Here is a 16722-nt window from a genome sequence, read left to right as displayed (position 1 = left end):
TCAGCGCCAGCCGGCGTCGATGAAATAGTCATGGCCGGTGCAGTAGCGCGCATCGTCCGACGACAGGAACATGGCCAGCGCGGCGACGTCGACCGGCAGGATGCGGCCGTCCAGGCACTGGGCCGCGACGATCTCGGCCTCGCCTTCGGGCGTGTACCATTTTTCCTGGCGCAGCGTCTTCACATTGCCCGGAATGATGGTGTTGACGCGGATATTGTCGCGGCCAAGGTCGCGGGCCAGGCTGCGCGTCAGCCCCTCGATCGCCGCCTTGGCGGTCTGGTAGAGGATGAGGTCGGGCAGGGCGAGGTGCCAGCTGATCGAACCGAAGTTCAGGATCACGCCGCCGCCCGCGCGCTTCATCGCCGGGATCGCCGCCTGCGCCGCGAAGAACTGGTGGCGCAGATTGACCGCCATCCGCTCGTCCCAATAGGCCTGGGTCACGTCCTCGATCGCGTGGCGATCGTCATTGGCGGCGTTGTTGATCAGGATGTCGATCCCGCCCAGTTCCGCCTCGACCCGCGCCATCATCGCCTGCAGCGCGTCGATGTCGCGCAGGTCGCAGGCGTGGAAGATCGGGGTGAAGGCGCAGCCGCTCAGCCGTGCGGCCAGCGCCTCGCTCTCGGGGATGGCGATGTCGCAGAAGGCGACATGCGCGCCCTGCATCGCATAGGCTTCGACCAGCCCTTCGCCGATGCCGCTGCCGCCGCCGCTGATGAAGACCCGCTTGCCCTTCAGGCTCGGGTAGATGGCGCGGCTCATGCAGTTTCTTTCTGGTCGACGGCCGAGAGCAGACCGCGCCCGGCAAGATTGGTCATCAGCGCGGTCAGGCCGAAGGTCCAGGGTGCGGCGTCCTTCGACGTCACCACCGGATTGATCAGCTTGCCCAGGCGCGGGGTGGAGATGGCAACGATGTCACCGACCTTGTGCGTAAAGCCGCGGCCTTCCTCGTCACGGTCCTGCACGGGCGCGAACAGCGTGCCCAGGAACAGGGCGAAGCCATCGGGATATTGATGTTCCGACAGGGTCTGGCGCACCAGTTCCAGCGGATCGCGGCTGATCTGGTCCATCCGGCTCGTACCTTCGAGCATATAGCCTTCCGGCCCCTCGATGGTCAGGCCGACTTCGGCATTGCGCACATCGTCGATGGTGAAATCGCCGTCGAACAGGCGAACGAGCGGGCCGAGCGAGCAGGACGCATTATTGTCCTTCGCCTTGCCCAGCAGCAGGGCGGAGCGGCCCTCGAAATCGCGCAGGTTGACGTCATTGCCCAGCGTCGCGCCCACGGCCTGGCCATCGGCATTGACCAGCAGCACGACCTCGGGCTCGGGATTGTTCCAGGTGGAATCGGACCGGATGCCGATTTCCGCCATCGGGCCGACCGTCGCCAGCACCGGCGCCTTGGTGAAGACTTCCGCGTCCGGGCCGATCGCGACTTCCAGATATTGCGACCACAGCCCGTCCTCGATCAGCGCGGCCTTGAGCGCTGCGGCTTCCTCGGTCCCGGGCACCACGGCGCGGATCGATCCGCCCACCCGCTCTTCCAGGCGGCCACGGATTTCGGCGGCAGCGCCGGCATCGCCGCGCGCCCGTTCCTCGATCACGCGCTCCAGCGCCGACAGGGCAAAGGTCACGCCGCATGCCTTGACGCATTGCAGGTCGACCGGGCTCAGCAGCGCCGCTTCGATCGCGTCCAGATCGCCGATCTTCTCGCCATCGGTGGCGGCGACGAAGGGCAGCTTCTCGACCAGCTGGGCGCTGGTCGGCGCGATCGCGCTCATGTCGTAAACGACGCCCTGCGACACCAGGATCGGGCTCGGGCCCGCGTTCGTCTGGATGCGGCCCAGGAAAAGCCCGGTCCGCCAGTCATGCGGCAGACAGTCAAGCAAGGCGGTATCCCCCGGCATCATCTTCTCCTATGCACCTGGTTGTTGATTGATAGCGCTACCAACATGGAAGGGCGGTGCAAGTCAAGACCCCCTGATGAAAATCGCTCGCAGGGGCAGGGCGTCGGGGCTTTGCTGGCCGCGGGTCAGGCGTCATGGCGTGCGCGTGGCACGGCGAATTTCCGGCCTTGCCGCTACGTCAGCCCTTTTCAGTCCCGCCGGGCTGCGGCATAGAAGGGGGACTATGAAGAAGAACCAAGAGAGCGTGCCGGACGCCGGCGCAGAAGCCCTCCAGCCAGAGGATAATGCCCCCGATCTCGCCGATGCGGCGCGCAAGTCCGCCGGAAAGGCCGTGTGGATGGGCACTGCCGTGGGCATCGGCTCGGCCGCGATCGTCGCTGCCCTGCTCTATACCAAGAAGCGTCGCTGAACCCGTCGGGGCCTCTTCCCGGCCCCGCGGCCGTCCGCCATCAAAAAAAGGAGGCGGCATGTTCTGCGACATGCCGCCCCGGTGCGACCCGCTTGGGGTTCTGTATTTTCCCTGCCTTCGTGACGGGAAGGGAAATATTTATGCGCCCGCGCTGCCGCTCAGATAGCTGATCAGTTCGGGCTTGCTGACCGATATGCTCTTGTCGGCATCGGCAGTGGTGAAGGCGCCGCTGGCCCAGGCAGTGACTTCGGCCGGCGGCAGCGTCTTGCCGGTGGCCTTCATCTCCTGATCCTTGAGGGCCACCATCCAGCGCGAAAACTCGCCCTGGTCCAGCTGTCCGTCCTTGTTCGTGTCATAGGCCGGGAATTCCGACTCGACGATCGCGGCGACCGAATTGGCCGGGTTTGCCGGCTGTGCGGCCTGCGGTTTTGCCGGGCTCGCGGGCGCGGCCGGTTGCGCGGCCTGTGCTGCCGGATCGGCCGGCGCAGCCTGCTGCGCCAAAGCGGGCGCTGCGACCAGCATGGTGCTCGTCAGAAGCAAGGTGCGGATCATGGCGACATCCTTTATATCATTGAAACGCGCAGGGCCTGCATTGGGCGCCTGCTTTGGCTTCATGCCTTAATTGCCATGACATAATACATGAAGACTAGGAAAAGTTCCTGAATATCGGTTCATCTACGCATTTGGACTTATGAAATGCTTCGGTTCGACTGTCTTTGCTTGGATAATTGCGGCCGGATGAGGCGCGCGCGGGGCAGGGGAGCCTCCTCAATTGCCCCAAAGGGCGCAGGCTGCTAGGCGGCGCGGCAATATTCACCCTCCAGCCGCAGGATTCGCCCATGGTCCCCCGCTATTCCCGTCCCGCAATGACTGCCCTCTGGGAGCCGGAAGCCCGCTTCAAGATCTGGTTCGAGATCGAGGCGCACGCGACCGAGAAGCTGGGCGAACTGGGCGTCGTCCCGCCGTCGGCCGCCAAGGCGCTGTGGGACTGGTGGGCCACCAACCCCGCGATCGACGTGCCCGCGATCGACGCGATCGAAGCCGTCACCAAGCATGACGTCATCGCCTTCCTGACCTGGGTCGCCGAACAGGTGGGCGACGAAGCCCGCTTCATGCACCAGGGCATGACCAGCTCCGACGTGCTCGACACCTGCCTGGCCGTGCAGCTGACCCGCGCCGCCGACCTGCTGATCGAGGATCTCGACAAGCTGCTCGAGGTCATCAAGCGCCGCGCCTTCGAGCATAAGCTGACGCCGACCATCGGCCGCAGCCACGGCATCCATGCCGAACCGGTCACCTTCGGCCTCAAGATGGCCGAAGCCTATGCCGAATTTTCGCGCTGCAAGACCCGCCTGATCGCGGCCCGCGAGGAAGTCGCCACCTGCGCCATCTCGGGCGCGGTCGGCACCTTCGCCAATATCGACCCGCGCGTCGAGGAACATGTGGCGCAAAAGCTCGGCCTCGCGATCGAGCCGGTCTCGACCCAGGTGATCCCGCGCGATCGCCACGCCATGTTCTTCGCGACCCTGGGCGTCATCGCCAGCTCGATCGAGCGCCTCGCCGTCGAGGTCCGCCACCTGCAGCGCACCGAAGTGCTGGAGGCCGAGGAATATTTCTCGCCCGGCCAGAAGGGCTCGTCGGCCATGCCGCACAAGCGCAACCCGGTCCTCACCGAAAACCTCACCGGCCTCGCCCGCATGGTGCGCAGCTATGCGCTGCCGGCGATGGAAAATGTGGCGCTCTGGCATGAGCGCGACATCTCGCACTCCTCGGTCGAGCGCTATATCGGCCCCGACGCGACCATCACCCTCGACTTCGCGCTCGGCCGCCTGACCGGCGTGATCGACAAGCTGCTCGTCTACCCCGAGCGGATGATGAAGAATCTCGACAAGATGGGCGGCCTCGTCCACTCGCAGCGGGTGCTGCTGGCCCTGACGCAAGCCGGCGTCAGCCGCGAAGACAGCTATCGCTACGTCCAGCGCAACGCGATGAAGGTCTGGGAATCCGACGGCCAGCTCTCGCTGCTCGAACTGCTCAAGGCCGACGAAGACGTCGCCAAGGCATTGAGCGCGCAGGAAATCGAGGACAAGTTCAACCTCGACTATCATTTCCGCCAGGTCGACACCATCTTCGCCCGCGTCTTCGGCGAAGCCTGACCCCGCGCGCGGCTAGCATCGTGCGACAGTAAAGAAGAGGGCGCCCGACCACCCGGTCCGGCGCCCTTTTGCGTCCCTGCGAGCATGGCGAAGTCATGACGATAACGGGTTTTGACCGCTGACGAGCAAGAGGTGCCCTCACCATCGTCGTCATCCCGAACTTGTTTCAGGGTCCATTCCTCCCAATAGACCAATGGCTTGTTAGGCTTGATAGATGCTGAAACAAGTTCAGCATGACGGAGGTGGGATGGCCGCAACCGACCCTCGATCGCTGTCCACAGAGCCAATCGCTACAAAGTGCTCCCCGCAGCGACCTGTCCGCTTATGGCCGGAAAAGCTGGCCGGCGCGACACGACCAAGAGCGGCTGTAAATTCCTCCCCTGCAAGGGGAGGGGGACCACGAAGTGGTGGAGGGGTGTCACGCTATCGAGAGGGGGATACCCCTCCGTCTGGCCTACGGCCAGCCACCTCCCCTTGCAGGGGAGGATGGTCTGGAAGCGACCATTCTCCGTCATTTGACCGGACTGCTGCCTCGCTCCAAAGCAGACGCTAACGGAAAACACCTGTTTGTCAGTCATGACTTTTTGAGGATATCGCTGTCGCATGGAAACGCGACTAGACCTTCGATTCCGGCTCGTCTCGGGGCTGTATCTGGCTTGCTTCGGGATTGGCGCATTCAATCATGCACGTGATTTCTTGGCCTACGGCTGGCGGCCTTATAGTTGGGGGCCAACGGTCCTCGAAATATTCTGGACCTCGCTAATCCTTCTGGATTTGCTCATTATCGCCCTGCTTCTTTCACGATTTAAGCGGTCTGGCCTGCTGTTGGCGGGAGCGATCATGATTGCCGATGTGGTAGCAAATACTTACGCGCTGGTGGTCCTGAAAATTGCGGCGTTCGGTGTCGCCGTGCCGCTCCAAGCGACATTTCTAGGTTTCATACTTGGCTCAATTCCCTTCATTTGGCCTAGGAAAGCGGTGACCTTGGCTACCTGACGGCAATCATATGTTTGACCGGCAGGTTTTGGCGGGCTGACGAAACGTTGCTATAGGCCGTTTCTAATGACCGAAAAACACTGCCGGATTGCAAAACTGTCCGGCAACCTCGCAAAGAGGGTTTTCCGTCACCGGACAACGGCTGCTATCGGCTCATGCTTTCCCGTAAGCCGCCGGTCCGCAATCCACCCAAACCTGTCCTACACCCCGCACACCCTGCTACACCGGGCCAAGGCTCTTTCCCATCGTCCGCGCGCCGTTCGTCCTCGCACGAAGATTTCCAACGTGCGTACGAAAATGTCGCAATGTGCAGGAAATATGCGAAGTTAAGCGCTGCTGATCCTATTTTCGGCCCTTGTGCTTGGGGCGCAATCGCGGCGCCGCGTCGGACTGGCGGCGGACCAGTTCATAGTCCAGCAGCATGTGCGGCGGGCCATCCTCGCTCTGGGCGCGGCGGCCCTTGATATGGCGGACCAGCAGGTCGACCGCCGCCCGCGACATGGCGCTGATCGGCTGGCGGATGGTGGTCAGTTCCGGCCAGATGGTGGTAGCGAGCGAGGTATCGTCGAAGCCGCAGACGGTAAGGTCGCCCGGCACGTCCAGCCCGTTGCGATGGGCGATCGCCACCGTCGCGGCGGCCATGTCGTCATTGCTGGCGAAGATGGCGGTCGGCGGATTGTCCCGCGCCAATATATGCTCGGCCGCGTCCAGCCCGGATCGGTAGGTGAAGAAACCCTGTTCCACCAGTGCGTCGTCCAGTGCGATGCCGGCCTCGCCCAGCGCGCGGATATAGCCCTGATACCGTTCCTCGCTGGCGCTTAGGTTCGGATGCCCCTTGATGAAGCCGATGCGGTTATGGCCAAGGCCAATCAGGTGCCGGGTCATTTCATAGGCCGCGCCCCGGTCGTCGATGCTGACCGCGGCCAGGCTGGCCGGCGCATGGCCCGTCGCCACCACGACGGCGGGGATGCCCGCCTCGCGCAGCGCATCGATCATCGCTTCATGGTCGCACAGCGGCGGCGGCAGCACGACGCCGTCGATCCGGCCGCGCACCAGATGGTCGACCACCGCCTTGACCGCGGTCTGCTCGTCCCATTTCTCGACGACCAGGTCGATGCCGGCGCGGCTCGACTGGTCGAGGCTGCCGACCAGGAATTCCGACAGATAGGATGCAGACGGGTTGGAATAGAGCAGGCCGATCCGCGTCTCGTCGCCGCCCGCCAGGCTGCGCGCGGCGGCGCTGGGGGAGTAGTTGAGCGCGGCGATCGCCGCCTCCACCTTCTCCTTGGTCGCCGCCCGCACCACCTGTTCACCGTTGATTACCCGCGACACCGTCATCGGCGACACGCCGGCATGTTTCGCCACATCGTTGATGGTGGGCGCGCTGCGCTGGCGGCGGGAACTTCTGGCTTCCATCAGGATTTCGGGGCCTTCGACATGGGACTAAACCTCTCTGCTAGCGGGATCATTGCGCAAGCTTAAGTAAAATCTCATTTAGGATGCCCCGGCGCATAGGGAAAGCTCAGCGCCTTGTACCAGTCGAGCGGATGGGCGGGCGCCGCGCTGCCGGCGGGCAGGGGGCGGCCGGACACCGACTGGAAATAGGCGATGCAGGCGTCGCGCCACCATAGCGCTTCGCGATGCTGGATCGCCAGGAAGGTCTCGACCTGCGCGAAGCGCTCGGCATCGACCTGGGGCTTGAGCTTGGCCCAATCCCGCTGCATCGCTGCCACCGTTTCGACGCCCCGGTCATAATGATGGATGAGGCCGTCCCACAGCGTCTCGCCCGATTGCAGGCGATAATCCCAGGGCAGATGGTGGAACCACAGTAGCTCGCGTTCCGGCGTGGTCTTCGGATTGTCGAGCAGCTTCGCCAGCGCCAGCGCATATTGGCCGGTGGCATTGCTGCCTGTCCTGGTCCGGTCGAAGCCGATGCCCTGCCTGTCGGCCTTGTGATAATAGACCGGGTTCCATTCGGGCCGTGCCAGTTCGGACACCCAGGGGGCGGGGCCATAATGATGGCCGGTGCCCATGATATGGGCTAGGCCCAGCGGCGTCATATAGTCGACCGCCGCCTCGTGCGATCCCATCATCATCGCGACGATCGGCGCAACCACCCTGGGATCGGGTGAGAAGGTCTGCGCCGCCCATTCGCGCGCGACAGCTTCGGCGGTCAGGTCGGTGTCCCACGCCATGCGGCCGAACGCATACCAGTCCGCCTGGTTGAAGATCGACCCGCTCCAGTCGCGGTCGACGCCGATATTGGCGACCCCGGCGATGCCGGTCAGCTTGTGGCCTTCCAGCGATCCGTCGATCACCTTGGCGACGGTCGATCCCTTGCCCTTGGCCAGCGTATCGCTCTTCAGCGTCTCCTCGAATAGCGTGCCCAGATAGGTGAGGTGGGTCGACTGGCCCAGATATTCCTTGGTGATCTGGAATTCCATCATCAGCGGCGTCTTGGGCATCGCGCCGAACAGCGGGTGGAAGGGTTCGCGCGGCTGGAAGTCGATCGCGCCATTTTTCACCTGGACGATGACATTGTCGGCGAACTGGCCGTCTAGCGGCTTGAAATCCGTATAGGCCTGCTTTGCGCGATCGTCGGGATTGTCATGGGCATAGACGAAGGCGCGCCACATCACGATGCCGCCATGCGGCTTGACCGCAGCCGCCAGCATGTTGGCGCCGTCGGCATGGGTGCGCTTATAATCCTGCGGGCCGGGCTGGCCCTCGCTGTTCGCCTTCACCAGGAAGCCGCCGAAATCGGGGATCGCCTTGTAGATTTCGTCCGCCTTGGCCTTCCACCAGGCGGCGACCGCCGGGTCGAGCGGATCGGCGCTTTTCAGGCCATCCAGTTCCATCGGTGCGGTCCATTTGACCGACAGATAGACCTTGATGCCATAGGGGCGGAACAGGTCGGCCAGCGCCGCCGCCTTGGCGATATAGGCGGCGGTCAGGCTGTCCGACTTCGCATTCACATTGTTGAGCACCGTGCCGTTGATGCCCAGCGACGCGTTGGCGCGGGCATAGTCGGTATAGCGCGGTCCCTTATAATCGGGCAGGCGCCACCAGTCCCAGATCGACTGGCCAGCATAGCCGCGCTCCACTGTGCCATCCAGATTGTCCCAATGATTGAGCAGGCGCAGGCCGATGCGCGGCGCGCTGCGCATATCGATCCGGTCGAGCGCCGCGCCGGTGCGGGCAAGGCGCAGCCAGGCATAGGCGCCGTGCAGCACGCCGACATCGGTCGCGCCGGCAATCACCGTCACCGGCTTGCCCGCGATCGTCAGGCTGCGAATCGCATAGCCGTCTGCGCCCAGCCCGTCGGTCGGCACCGATGGCTTGTCCTGCTGCGCGGCCGATTGCAGCAGGATCGCACCTTGCTGCACTGTTGCTGTCAGGGGCACGGTGGCGCCGGTAAGCCCGGCAATGCCGCGCTGCAATTCCTGCCTTGCGATCGTCAGGGTAGGGCTGGTCCCGCCGACAATGCTGCGGGCGTTGGCCCCGATCTGTTGGGCAGCGGCGGCATCGGCCGGCGCATTGCGCAACCACAGATCATAACCGTCTTCCGCCAGCGCGCGGGGCGCGCTGATCAAAAGGGCGCTGGCCATGATCCAGCAAAACAGGCGCGCAAACATTCGGTCCTCTCCCCCTTGGCCCGCAGGCAATTTTTTGGTGCACTGCCAACGGTGGCATTGACAAGCAGCTCTTGGGTTGTGATGGTAACGCTATCAGTTGATCGGCGGCAAGCAAAAAGGAAAGCCGCGACAAAATTGGAGAGGGGCGTCGTGATCCGGTCAGTTCAGTTTTTGTGCGCAGCATCAGCGCTGTCGCTGGTGATGGCGGCGCCGCTCACGCCCGTTACGGCAGCACCAGCGACCGGCCAGTCGGCCCGCCCGCTCTACAAGGATGCGTCCGCCCCGATCGAGGCGCGCGTCGATGATCTGCTGGCGCGCATGACGCTGGATGAAAAGGTCGCCCAGATCACCACCGTCTGGACCGACAAGGTGAAGCTGCTGGACGCGCAGGGCGAACTGGACCCCAGCAAGCTGAGCCCGACCTTCCCCAACGGCATCGGTCATTTCACCCGGCCTTCCGACGGTCGTGGCAGTTTCAGCCCGCGCGTCGTTCCCGGTCGCGATCCGCGCCGCACCGTGGCGCTGGTCAACGGCCTGCAGAAATGGGCGATGACGCAGACCCGGCTCGGCATCCCGATCCTGTTCCATGAGGAAGGTCTGCACGGCTATGCCGCCGTTGGCGCCACCAGCTTCCCGCAGTCGATCGCCATGGCGTCGAGCTGGGATCCGGCCATGCTGCGCCAGGTCAATCAGGTGATCGCCCGCGAAATTCGCGCGCGCGGCGTGCCGATGGTGCTCTCGCCCGTGGTCGATATCGCCCGCGACCCGCGCTGGGGCCGGATCGAGGAAACCTATGGCGAGGATCCCTATCTGGTCGGCGAAATGGGCGTTGCGGCGGTGGAGGGGCTTCAGGGTATTGGCCGTTCGCGCACGCTCCAGCCCAATCATGTCTTCGCCACGCTCAAGCATCTGACCGGCCATGGCCAGCCCGAAAGCGGCACCAATATCGGCCCGGCGCCGGTGTCGGAACGCGAACTGCGCGAGAATTTCTTTCCGCCCTTCGAACAGGTGGTGAAGCGCACCGGCATCGAGGCGGTGATGGCCAGCTATAACGAGATTGACGGCGTGCCCAGCCACGCCAATCGCTGGCTGCTGGACAATGTCCTGCGGGAAGAGTGGGGCTTTCGCGGCGCCGTCGTCTCCGATTATTCGGCCGTCGACCAGCTGATGAGCATCCACCATATCGCCGCCAATCTGGAAAAGGCGGCGATGCGCGCGCTCGATGCCGGCGTCGATGCGGACCTGCCCGAAGGCCTGTCCTATGCCACGCTCGGCAAGCTGGTGCGCGAGGGCAAGGTCAGCGAGGCGAAGGTCGACCTCGCCGTGCGGCGCATGCTGGAGCTGAAGTTCCGCGCCGGCCTGTTTGAAAATCCTTATGCCGACGCCAATGCGGCGGCCGCGATCACCAATAATGAAGATGCCCGCGCGCTCGCCCGCACCGCGGCCCAGCGCTCCATCACCCTGCTCAAGAATGACGGCATGCTGCCGCTGAAGCCCGAAGGCACGATCGCGGTGATCGGCCCCAGCGCGGCGGTCGCGCGGCTGGGCGGCTATTATGGCCAGCCGCCGCACAGCGTCTCCATCCTAGAAGGGATCAAGGCGCGGGTCGGTACCAAGGCCAACATCGTCTTCGCCCAGGGCGTCAAGATCACCGAGGATGACGACTGGTGGGCCGACAGCGTCACCAAGTCGGACCCGGCTGAAAACCGCAAGCTGATCGCGCAGGCGGTCGAGGCGGCGCGCAATGTCGACCGCATCATCCTGACCTTGGGCGACACCGAACAGTCGAGCCGCGAGGGCTGGGCCGACAATCATCTGGGCGACCGCCCCAGCCTCGACCTGGTCGGCGAGCAGCAGGAGCTGTTCGATGCATTGAAGGCATTGGGCAAGCCGATCACCGTCGTCCTCATCAACGGCCGTCCCGCTTCCACGGTGAAGGTCAGCGAACAGGCCAATGCCATCCTGGAAGGCTGGTATCTGGGCGAGCAGGGCGGCAATGCCGTGGCCGACATCCTGTTCGGCGATGTCAATCCGGGCGGCAAGCTGCCTGTCACCGTCCCGCGCTCGGCCGGCCAGTTGCCGCTCTTCTACAATATGAAGCCCTCGGCCCGGCGCGGCTATCTGTTCGACACCATAGACCCGCTCTATCCCTTCGGCTTCGGCCTCAGCTATACCAGCTTCAGCCTGTCGGCGCCGCGCCTGTCCGCCACGAAGATCGGCATTGGCGGCAAGACCAGCGTCTCGGTCGATGTCCGCAATAGCGGCGCGCGGGAAGGGGACGAGGTCGTCCAGCTCTATATTCGCGACAAGGTCAGCTCGGTCACCCGCCCGGTCAAGGAGCTGAAGGGCTTCCAGCGCGTCACGCTGAAACCCGGCGAAAGCCGCACCGTCACTTTCACCGTCGGTCCCGAGGCGCTGCAGATGTGGAACGACCAGATGCGCCGCGTCGTCGAACCCGGCGATTTCGAGATCATGACCGGCAACAGCTCGGTCGCGCTCCAGTCCACCACCCTGACGGTGCAATAAGCCATGATGACGACCCGATTTGCCCGCCGCCAGGCCCTTGGTCTGCTCGCCTCCACCTCCGCGCTCGCCGCCGCCCCGCTGGCGGCGAAGGGGAAGGGCGGTCCGCTCTACAAGGATGCGACCGCACCGATCGACCTGCGCGTGCGCGACCTGCTCGGCCGCATGACCCTGGAGGAAAAGGTCGGCCAGATCATCGCGCTCTGGGCGACCAAGGCCGACATCATGGACGATCTCACCTTCTCGCCAGCCAAGGCGAGCAAGGCCTATCCCGCCAGCTTCGGCCAGATCACCCGCCCGTCCGATCGGCGCGGCGCGCCCAATGGATCGACCCAGGCCGGTGGCGTCGGCGCGCGCTGGCGCACCCCGGCCGATACCGTCGCCTTCATCAACGCCGTCCAGAAATGGGCGGTGGAGGACACCCGCCTCGGTATCCCGATCCTCTTCCACGAGGAATCACTCCACGGCTACATGGCGACCGACGCCACCATGTTCCCGATGGCGATCGGCCTTGCCGGCAGCTTCGACCGGCAGCTGATGACCGATGTCCAGTCGGTTATCGCTCGGGAGGTCCGCGCGCGCGGCGTCCATCTCGCCCTCTCGCCGGTGGTCGACATTGCCCGCGACCCGCGCTGGGGCCGGATCGAGGAGACTTTTGGCGAGGATCCCTATCTCTGCGGCGAGATGGGCGTCGCCGCCGTGCTGGGCCTGCAGGGCGAGAGCAAGCAGATCGGCCCGGACAAGGTCATGGCCACGCTCAAGCATATGACCGGCCATGGCCAGCCGCAGGCGGGCGAGAATATCGCGCCCGCGCCGATTAGCGAGCGCGAACTGCGCGAGAATTTCTTCCCGCCCTTCCGTCAGGTGGTGAAGCGCACCGGCATCGCCGCCGTCATGCCCAGCTATAACGAGATTGACGGTGTCCCCAGTCACCAGAATAAATGGCTGCTCGGCGACATTTTGCGCGGCGAATGGCATTTCGATGGTGCCGTGGTCAGCGACTATGGCGCCGTCCCCGAACTCGACACCATCCACCATGTCCAGCCCGACCTGGAGGCGACGGCCCGTGCCGCGCTCCGCGCCGGGGTCGATTGCGAGCTGCCCGATGGCCTGGCCTATCGCACGCTCGTGGAGCAGGTCCGCGCCGGAAAAGTGCCCCTTGAGGCCGTCAACCTCGCCTGCACGCGCATGTTGACGCTCAAGTTCCGCGCGGGCCTGTTCGAAAATCCCTGGCCGCGCGCCGATTATGATGCGCTCACCGGCAATGCGGAGGCGCGCGCTCTGGCGCTCAAGGCGGCGCACAAGTCGATTGTCTTGCTAAAAAATGACGGCATCCTGCCGCTCAAGCCCGGCGCCCATCGCAAGGTGGCCGTGATCGGCCCCAATGCCGCGATCGCGCGGCTGGGCGGCTATTCCTCGATCCCGCGCCAGGCGGTTTCACTGCTCGATGGCATCAGGGCGAAGCTCGGCAACCGGGCGGACATCGTCCACGCCCAGGGCGTCTTCATCACCCAGAGCGAGGATCGCTCGGTGGACGAAGTGCTGCTGGCCGATCCGGCGAAGAACCGCCAGCTGATCGCCGAAGCGGTCGAGGTCGCAAAGACCGCCGACATCATCCTGCTGGCCATCGGCGACACCGAACAGACCAGCCGCGAAGGCTTTGCCAAAAACCATCTGGGCGACCGCACCAGCCTCGATCTGGTCGGTGAGCAGAATGATCTGTTCGCCGCGATGAAGGCGACCGGAAAGCCGGTGGTGGTCTGCGCCATCAACGGCCGCCCGCCCAGCTATCCCGCGGTGGTCGATGGCGCCAATGCGCTGATCGAATGCTGGTATCCGGGGCAGGAGGGCGGCACGGCCATGGCCGACATATTGTTCGGCGACGTCAATCCGGGGGCCAAGCTGCCCGTCACGGTGGCACGCGACGCCGGTCAGGTCCCGATCTTCTACAACCGCAAACCATCCTCGCGGCGCGGCTATCTCTTCGCCGACGCCAGTCCGCTTTTCCCGTTCGGCTTCGGCCTCAGCTACACGAAATTTGCCTTCGGCCCGCCGCGCCTGTCGGCGACGCGCATCGGCGTCGGCGGCGACGTGACGGTGGAGGTTGATGTCCGCAATGTCGGCACTGTCGCGGGCGAGGAGGTGGTGCAGCTCTATGTCCATGACCAGACCGCCTCGGTCACGCGCCCGCTCAAGGAACTGAAGAGCTTCGAACGGATCGCGCTGGCGCCCGGCGAAAGCCGCACCGTGCGTCTGACCATCGGTCCCGAAGCCTTCGCGCTGTGGAATCTCGACATGCGCGAAGTGGTCGAACCCGGCCTGTTCGACATCATGGTCGGGCCGGACAGCGCTACGCTTCAGACGGTTACATTGGAAATCGCCTGACGGTATTGGCCTGACCAATATCGTTGAAGGAATTTTGATTATCGCCTATGGCCATGATTGGTCATACCAGTTTTAGGGGAGCATCCATGCCCAAGATTACCGGCGCCAAGGTCATCGTTACCTGCCCTGGCCGCAATTTCGTCACCCTCAAGATCGAGACCGAAGAGGGCGTCTATGGTCTGGGCGATGCGACCCTCAACGGCCGCGAACTGTCCGTCGCCTCCTATCTGCAGGACCATGTCATTCCCTGCCTGATCGGTCGGGACGCGCACCAGATCGAGGATATCTGGCAATATCTCTACAAGGGCGCCTATTGGCGCCGCGGCCCGGTGACGATGTCGGCCATCGCCGCCGTCGATACCGCGCTCTGGGATATCAAGGGCAAGATTGCCGGCCTGCCGGTCTATCAGCTGCTCGGTGGCGCCAGCCGCGAAAGCGTCATGGTCTATGGCCATGCCAATGGCACGACGATCGAGGATACGGTCAAGGTCGCGCTGGAATATCAGGCGCAGGGGTACAAGGCGATCCGCATCCAGTGCGGCGTCCCCGGCATGGCGTCGACCTATGGCGTGTCGAAGGACAAATATTTCTACGAACCCGCCGACGCCGACCTGCCGACCGAAAATGTCTGGAACACCAGCAAATATCTCCGCGTCGTCCCCGAACTGTTCAAGGCCGCACGCGAAGCGCTGGGCTGGGACGTGCATCTGCTGCACGACATCCATCATCGCCTGACCCCGATCGAGGCCGGTCGCCTGGGCAAGGATCTGGAACAATATCGGCCCTTCTGGCTGGAAGATGCGACCCCGGCTGAAAATCAGGACGCGTTCAAGCTGATCCGCCAGCACACCACCACGCCGCTGGCGGTGGGCGAGATCTTCAACTCGATCCATGATTGCCGCGAACTGATCCAGAACCAGTTGATCGACTATATCCGCGCCACCGTGGTCCATGCCGGCGGCATCAGCCATCTGCGCAAGATCGCGAACCTGGCCGATCTCTATCAGGTCCGCACCGGCTGCCACGGCGCGACCGACCTGTCGCCGGTCTGCATGGCCGCCGCGCTCCATTTCGACCTGAGCGTCCCGAACTTCGGCGTGCAGGAATATATGCGCCACACGCCCGAGACCGATGCCGTCTTCCCCCATGCTTACACGTTCGAAAACGGCGCGATGCATCCGGGCGACAAGCCGGGCCTGGGCGTCGACATCGACGAGGAACTGGCCGCCAAATATGAATATAATCGCGCCTTCCTGCCGGTGAACCGGCTCGAAGACGGCACCATGTTCAACTGGTGATCGCTTGACCTGCTTTGGCCACTCCACTCCGTCATCCCCGCGAAAGCGGGGATCCATCTCCTGCCATAGCCCCAATCGCGAGGTCCGGAGGTGGATTCCCGCGCTCGCGGGAATGACGAAACATTGTCGGAGTGGCCAATGACCACGATTCCCAAACCGTCCGGAAAGGTCCGCTGGATCGTCTGCGGCCTGCTCTTTGCGGCGGTGGTGCTGAGCTATATCGACCGGCTCGTCCTGCCGACGCTCAAGCCCGATCTGCAGGCCCGCTATGGCTGGAGCGAGAGCGGCTATGCCGATCTCGCCATCTGGTTCCAGGCCGGATACGGCATCGCCTATGTCGCCTTCGGCCGGCTGATCGACCGGATCGGCGCGCGGGCCGGCTATGCGCTGGCGGTCGGCCTGTGGACCGTCGGCCATGTCATGCACATCTTCTTCACCTCGACCGCCGGCATGCTGTTCGCCCGCATTCCGCTGGCGATCGGCGAGGCCGGCACCTTCCCGGCGGCGATCGCCGCCACCAATGAATGGTTCCCCAAGAAGGAACGGGCCTTCGCCATCGGCATCTTCAATGCCGGCTCCAATGTCGGTGCGATCCTGACGCCGCTGATCGTCCCGGTCATTGCGGTCACGCTGGGCTGGCGTTGGGCCTTCATCCTCACCGGCCTGCTGACGGTCTTCTGGCTCGCCGCCTGGCTGACCTTCTACCGTCGCCCGCGCGAGAAGAAGGGGCTGAGCGCGCAGGAACTGGCCTGGATCGAGGCGGACCCGCAGGAACCGGCCCGTCCGGTCAAGTGGCGCACCCTGTTCCGCTATCGCCAGACTTGGGCCTATATGACCTCGCGTTTCCTGATCGATCCGGTCTGGTGGACCTTCCTCTTCTGGCTGCCCGATTTCTTTAACAAGCAATATGGCGTGAAGATGCTGGACTTCGGCCCGCCGCTGATCGCCGTCTATTTGCTGGCCGATGTCGGCTCGGTCGCGGGCGGCTGGCTGTCGTCGCGGCTGATGGGCCGGGGCATGGCCATCAACCGCGCCCGCAAGACGGCGATGTTCTGCGCCGGGCTTTGCGCCCTGCCGATCGCCTTCGCCGCACAGGCGCCCAATATGTGGATCGCGGTCGGCCTGATCGGCCTCGCCTGCGCCGGGCATCAGGGGTTTTCGGCCAATGTCTATGCGCTGCCGGGCGATCTTTTCCCGCGCTGGATGGCGGGGTCGGTGGTCGGCCTTGGCGGTCTTGCCGGCGCGATCGGCGGCATGCTGATGGCCAAGTTCGCCGGCATCATCCTGGAAACCGTCGGCAGCTTCCAGCCGATCTTCATCGTCGCATCCTGTGCCTATCTGCTGGCGCTGCTGGTGCTGCACCTTATCGTCCCGCGCTATGCGCCCGTGACTCTCTCGCAAGAGGCTGCCTGATCC

12 protein-coding genes are annotated in these 16722 nt (G+C 64.4%); 7 read left to right on the top strand and 5 right to left on the bottom strand.

Annotated elements, in window-relative coordinates:
- Positions 1 to 759, bottom strand: coding sequence for an SDR family oxidoreductase (locus tag E5554_RS19020; RefSeq protein ID WP_037507575.1), 759 nt, complete (start codon positions 757 to 759; stop codon positions 1 to 3).
- Entirely contained in the window at positions 756 to 1904 is a 1149-nt protein-coding gene (locus tag E5554_RS19015) for a fumarylacetoacetate hydrolase family protein (protein ID WP_063976189.1), read from the bottom strand. Before E5554_RS19015 ends, E5554_RS19020 begins: the two co-directional genes overlap by 4 nt.
- Before the next feature lie 223 nt (positions 1905 to 2127).
- On the opposite strand from E5554_RS19015, the gene E5554_RS19010 reads away from it, so the two are divergent.
- Entirely contained in the window at positions 2128 to 2313 is a 186-nt protein-coding gene (locus tag E5554_RS19010) for a hypothetical protein (protein WP_004211421.1), read from the top strand.
- A 138-nt stretch (positions 2314 to 2451) separates the two neighbouring features.
- Here the strand turns inward: E5554_RS19010 and E5554_RS19005 are convergent, their stop codons facing one another.
- A complete protein-coding gene (locus E5554_RS19005; protein WP_210729773.1) occupies positions 2452 to 2865 on the bottom strand; it encodes an EF-hand domain-containing protein in 414 nt (137 codons plus the stop codon).
- Positions 2866 to 3152: 287 nt separating this feature from the next.
- On the opposite strand from E5554_RS19005, the gene purB reads away from it, so the two are divergent.
- Positions 3153 to 4469: an adenylosuccinate lyase gene (gene purB / locus E5554_RS19000; protein WP_136187749.1), complete on the top strand. Its 1317-nt coding sequence runs from the start codon at positions 3153 to 3155 to the stop codon at positions 4467 to 4469.
- Positions 4470 to 5072: 603 nt separating this feature from the next.
- Positions 5073 to 5465 (top strand): hypothetical protein, encoded by a 393-nt coding sequence (locus E5554_RS18990; RefSeq protein ID WP_136187747.1) that lies wholly within the window; start codon positions 5073 to 5075, stop codon positions 5463 to 5465.
- Between the two features lie 342 nt (positions 5466 to 5807).
- Here E5554_RS18990 and E5554_RS18985 read toward each other — a convergent pair whose 3' ends face one another.
- Positions 5808 to 6881, bottom strand: a complete 1074-nt coding sequence (locus E5554_RS18985) for a LacI family DNA-binding transcriptional regulator (protein WP_136187746.1) — start codon at positions 6879 to 6881, stop codon at positions 5808 to 5810.
- A 74-nt stretch (positions 6882 to 6955) separates the two neighbouring features.
- Positions 6956 to 9100: an alpha-glucuronidase family glycosyl hydrolase gene (locus E5554_RS18980; RefSeq protein ID WP_136187745.1), complete on the bottom strand. Its 2145-nt coding sequence runs from the start codon at positions 9098 to 9100 to the stop codon at positions 6956 to 6958.
- A gap of 201 nt (positions 9101 to 9301) precedes the next feature.
- Between E5554_RS18980 and E5554_RS18975 the strand changes: the two genes are divergently transcribed.
- From E5554_RS18975 to E5554_RS18960, 4 genes are all read left to right on the top strand, one after another.
- Positions 9302 to 11626, top strand: coding sequence for a glycoside hydrolase family 3 N-terminal domain-containing protein (locus E5554_RS18975; protein WP_247594450.1), 2325 nt, complete (start codon positions 9302 to 9304; stop codon positions 11624 to 11626).
- A gap of 3 nt (positions 11627 to 11629) precedes the next feature.
- Positions 11630 to 14008 carry a glycoside hydrolase family 3 N-terminal domain-containing protein gene (locus tag E5554_RS18970; RefSeq protein ID WP_136187743.1) on the top strand — a complete coding sequence of 793 codons (2379 nt, stop codon included), beginning with the start codon at positions 11630 to 11632 and terminating at the stop codon, positions 14006 to 14008.
- Positions 14009 to 14094: 86 nt separating this feature from the next.
- On the top strand, positions 14095 to 15306 hold the full coding sequence (gene manD / locus E5554_RS18965; protein WP_136187742.1) for a D-mannonate dehydratase ManD: 1212 nt from the start codon (positions 14095 to 14097) through the stop codon (positions 15304 to 15306).
- A gap of 138 nt (positions 15307 to 15444) precedes the next feature.
- Positions 15445 to 16719, top strand: coding sequence for an MFS transporter (locus E5554_RS18960; RefSeq protein WP_136187741.1), 1275 nt, complete (start codon positions 15445 to 15447; stop codon positions 16717 to 16719).
- Positions 16720 to 16722 lie beyond the last annotated feature (3 nt).

The organism is Sphingobium sp. PAMC28499, from assembly GCF_004795815.1.
Classification (GTDB): Bacteria; Pseudomonadota; Alphaproteobacteria; order Sphingomonadales; family Sphingomonadaceae; genus Sphingobium; species Sphingobium yanoikuyae.
Note: the sequence above shows the minus strand (reverse complement) of the source record. Positions and strands in the feature narration are given on the sequence as shown.

What these genes read in the sequence shown, in the direction of transcription:
- E5554_RS19015 (WP_063976189.1), bottom strand. Translation starts at nt 1,904, where the DNA reads ATGCCGGGGGATACCGCCTTGCTTGACTGTCTGCCGCATGACTGGCGG.
- E5554_RS18960 (WP_136187741.1), top strand. Translation starts at nt 15,445, where the DNA reads ATGACCACGATTCCCAAACCGTCCGGAAAGGTCCGCTGGATCGTCTGC.
- E5554_RS19005 (WP_210729773.1), bottom strand. Translation starts at nt 2,865, where the DNA reads ATGATCCGCACCTTGCTTCTGACGAGCACCATGCTGGTCGCAGCGCCC.
- E5554_RS19020 (WP_037507575.1), bottom strand. Translation starts at nt 759, where the DNA reads ATGAGCCGCGCCATCTACCCGAGCCTGAAGGGCAAGCGGGTCTTCATC.
- E5554_RS18970 (WP_136187743.1), top strand. Translation starts at nt 11,630, where the DNA reads ATGATGACGACCCGATTTGCCCGCCGCCAGGCCCTTGGTCTGCTCGCC.
- E5554_RS18975 (WP_247594450.1), top strand. Translation starts at nt 9,302, where the DNA reads ATGGCGGCGCCGCTCACGCCCGTTACGGCAGCACCAGCGACCGGCCAG.
- E5554_RS18985 (WP_136187746.1), bottom strand. Translation starts at nt 6,881, where the DNA reads ATGGAAGCCAGAAGTTCCCGCCGCCAGCGCAGCGCGCCCACCATCAAC.
- purB (WP_136187749.1), top strand. Translation starts at nt 3,153, where the DNA reads ATGGTCCCCCGCTATTCCCGTCCCGCAATGACTGCCCTCTGGGAGCCG.
- E5554_RS19010 (WP_004211421.1), top strand. Translation starts at nt 2,128, where the DNA reads ATGAAGAAGAACCAAGAGAGCGTGCCGGACGCCGGCGCAGAAGCCCTC.
- manD (WP_136187742.1), top strand. Translation starts at nt 14,095, where the DNA reads ATGCCCAAGATTACCGGCGCCAAGGTCATCGTTACCTGCCCTGGCCGC.
- E5554_RS18990 (WP_136187747.1), top strand. Translation starts at nt 5,073, where the DNA reads ATGGAAACGCGACTAGACCTTCGATTCCGGCTCGTCTCGGGGCTGTAT.
- E5554_RS18980 (WP_136187745.1), bottom strand. Translation starts at nt 9,100, where the DNA reads ATGTTTGCGCGCCTGTTTTGCTGGATCATGGCCAGCGCCCTTTTGATC.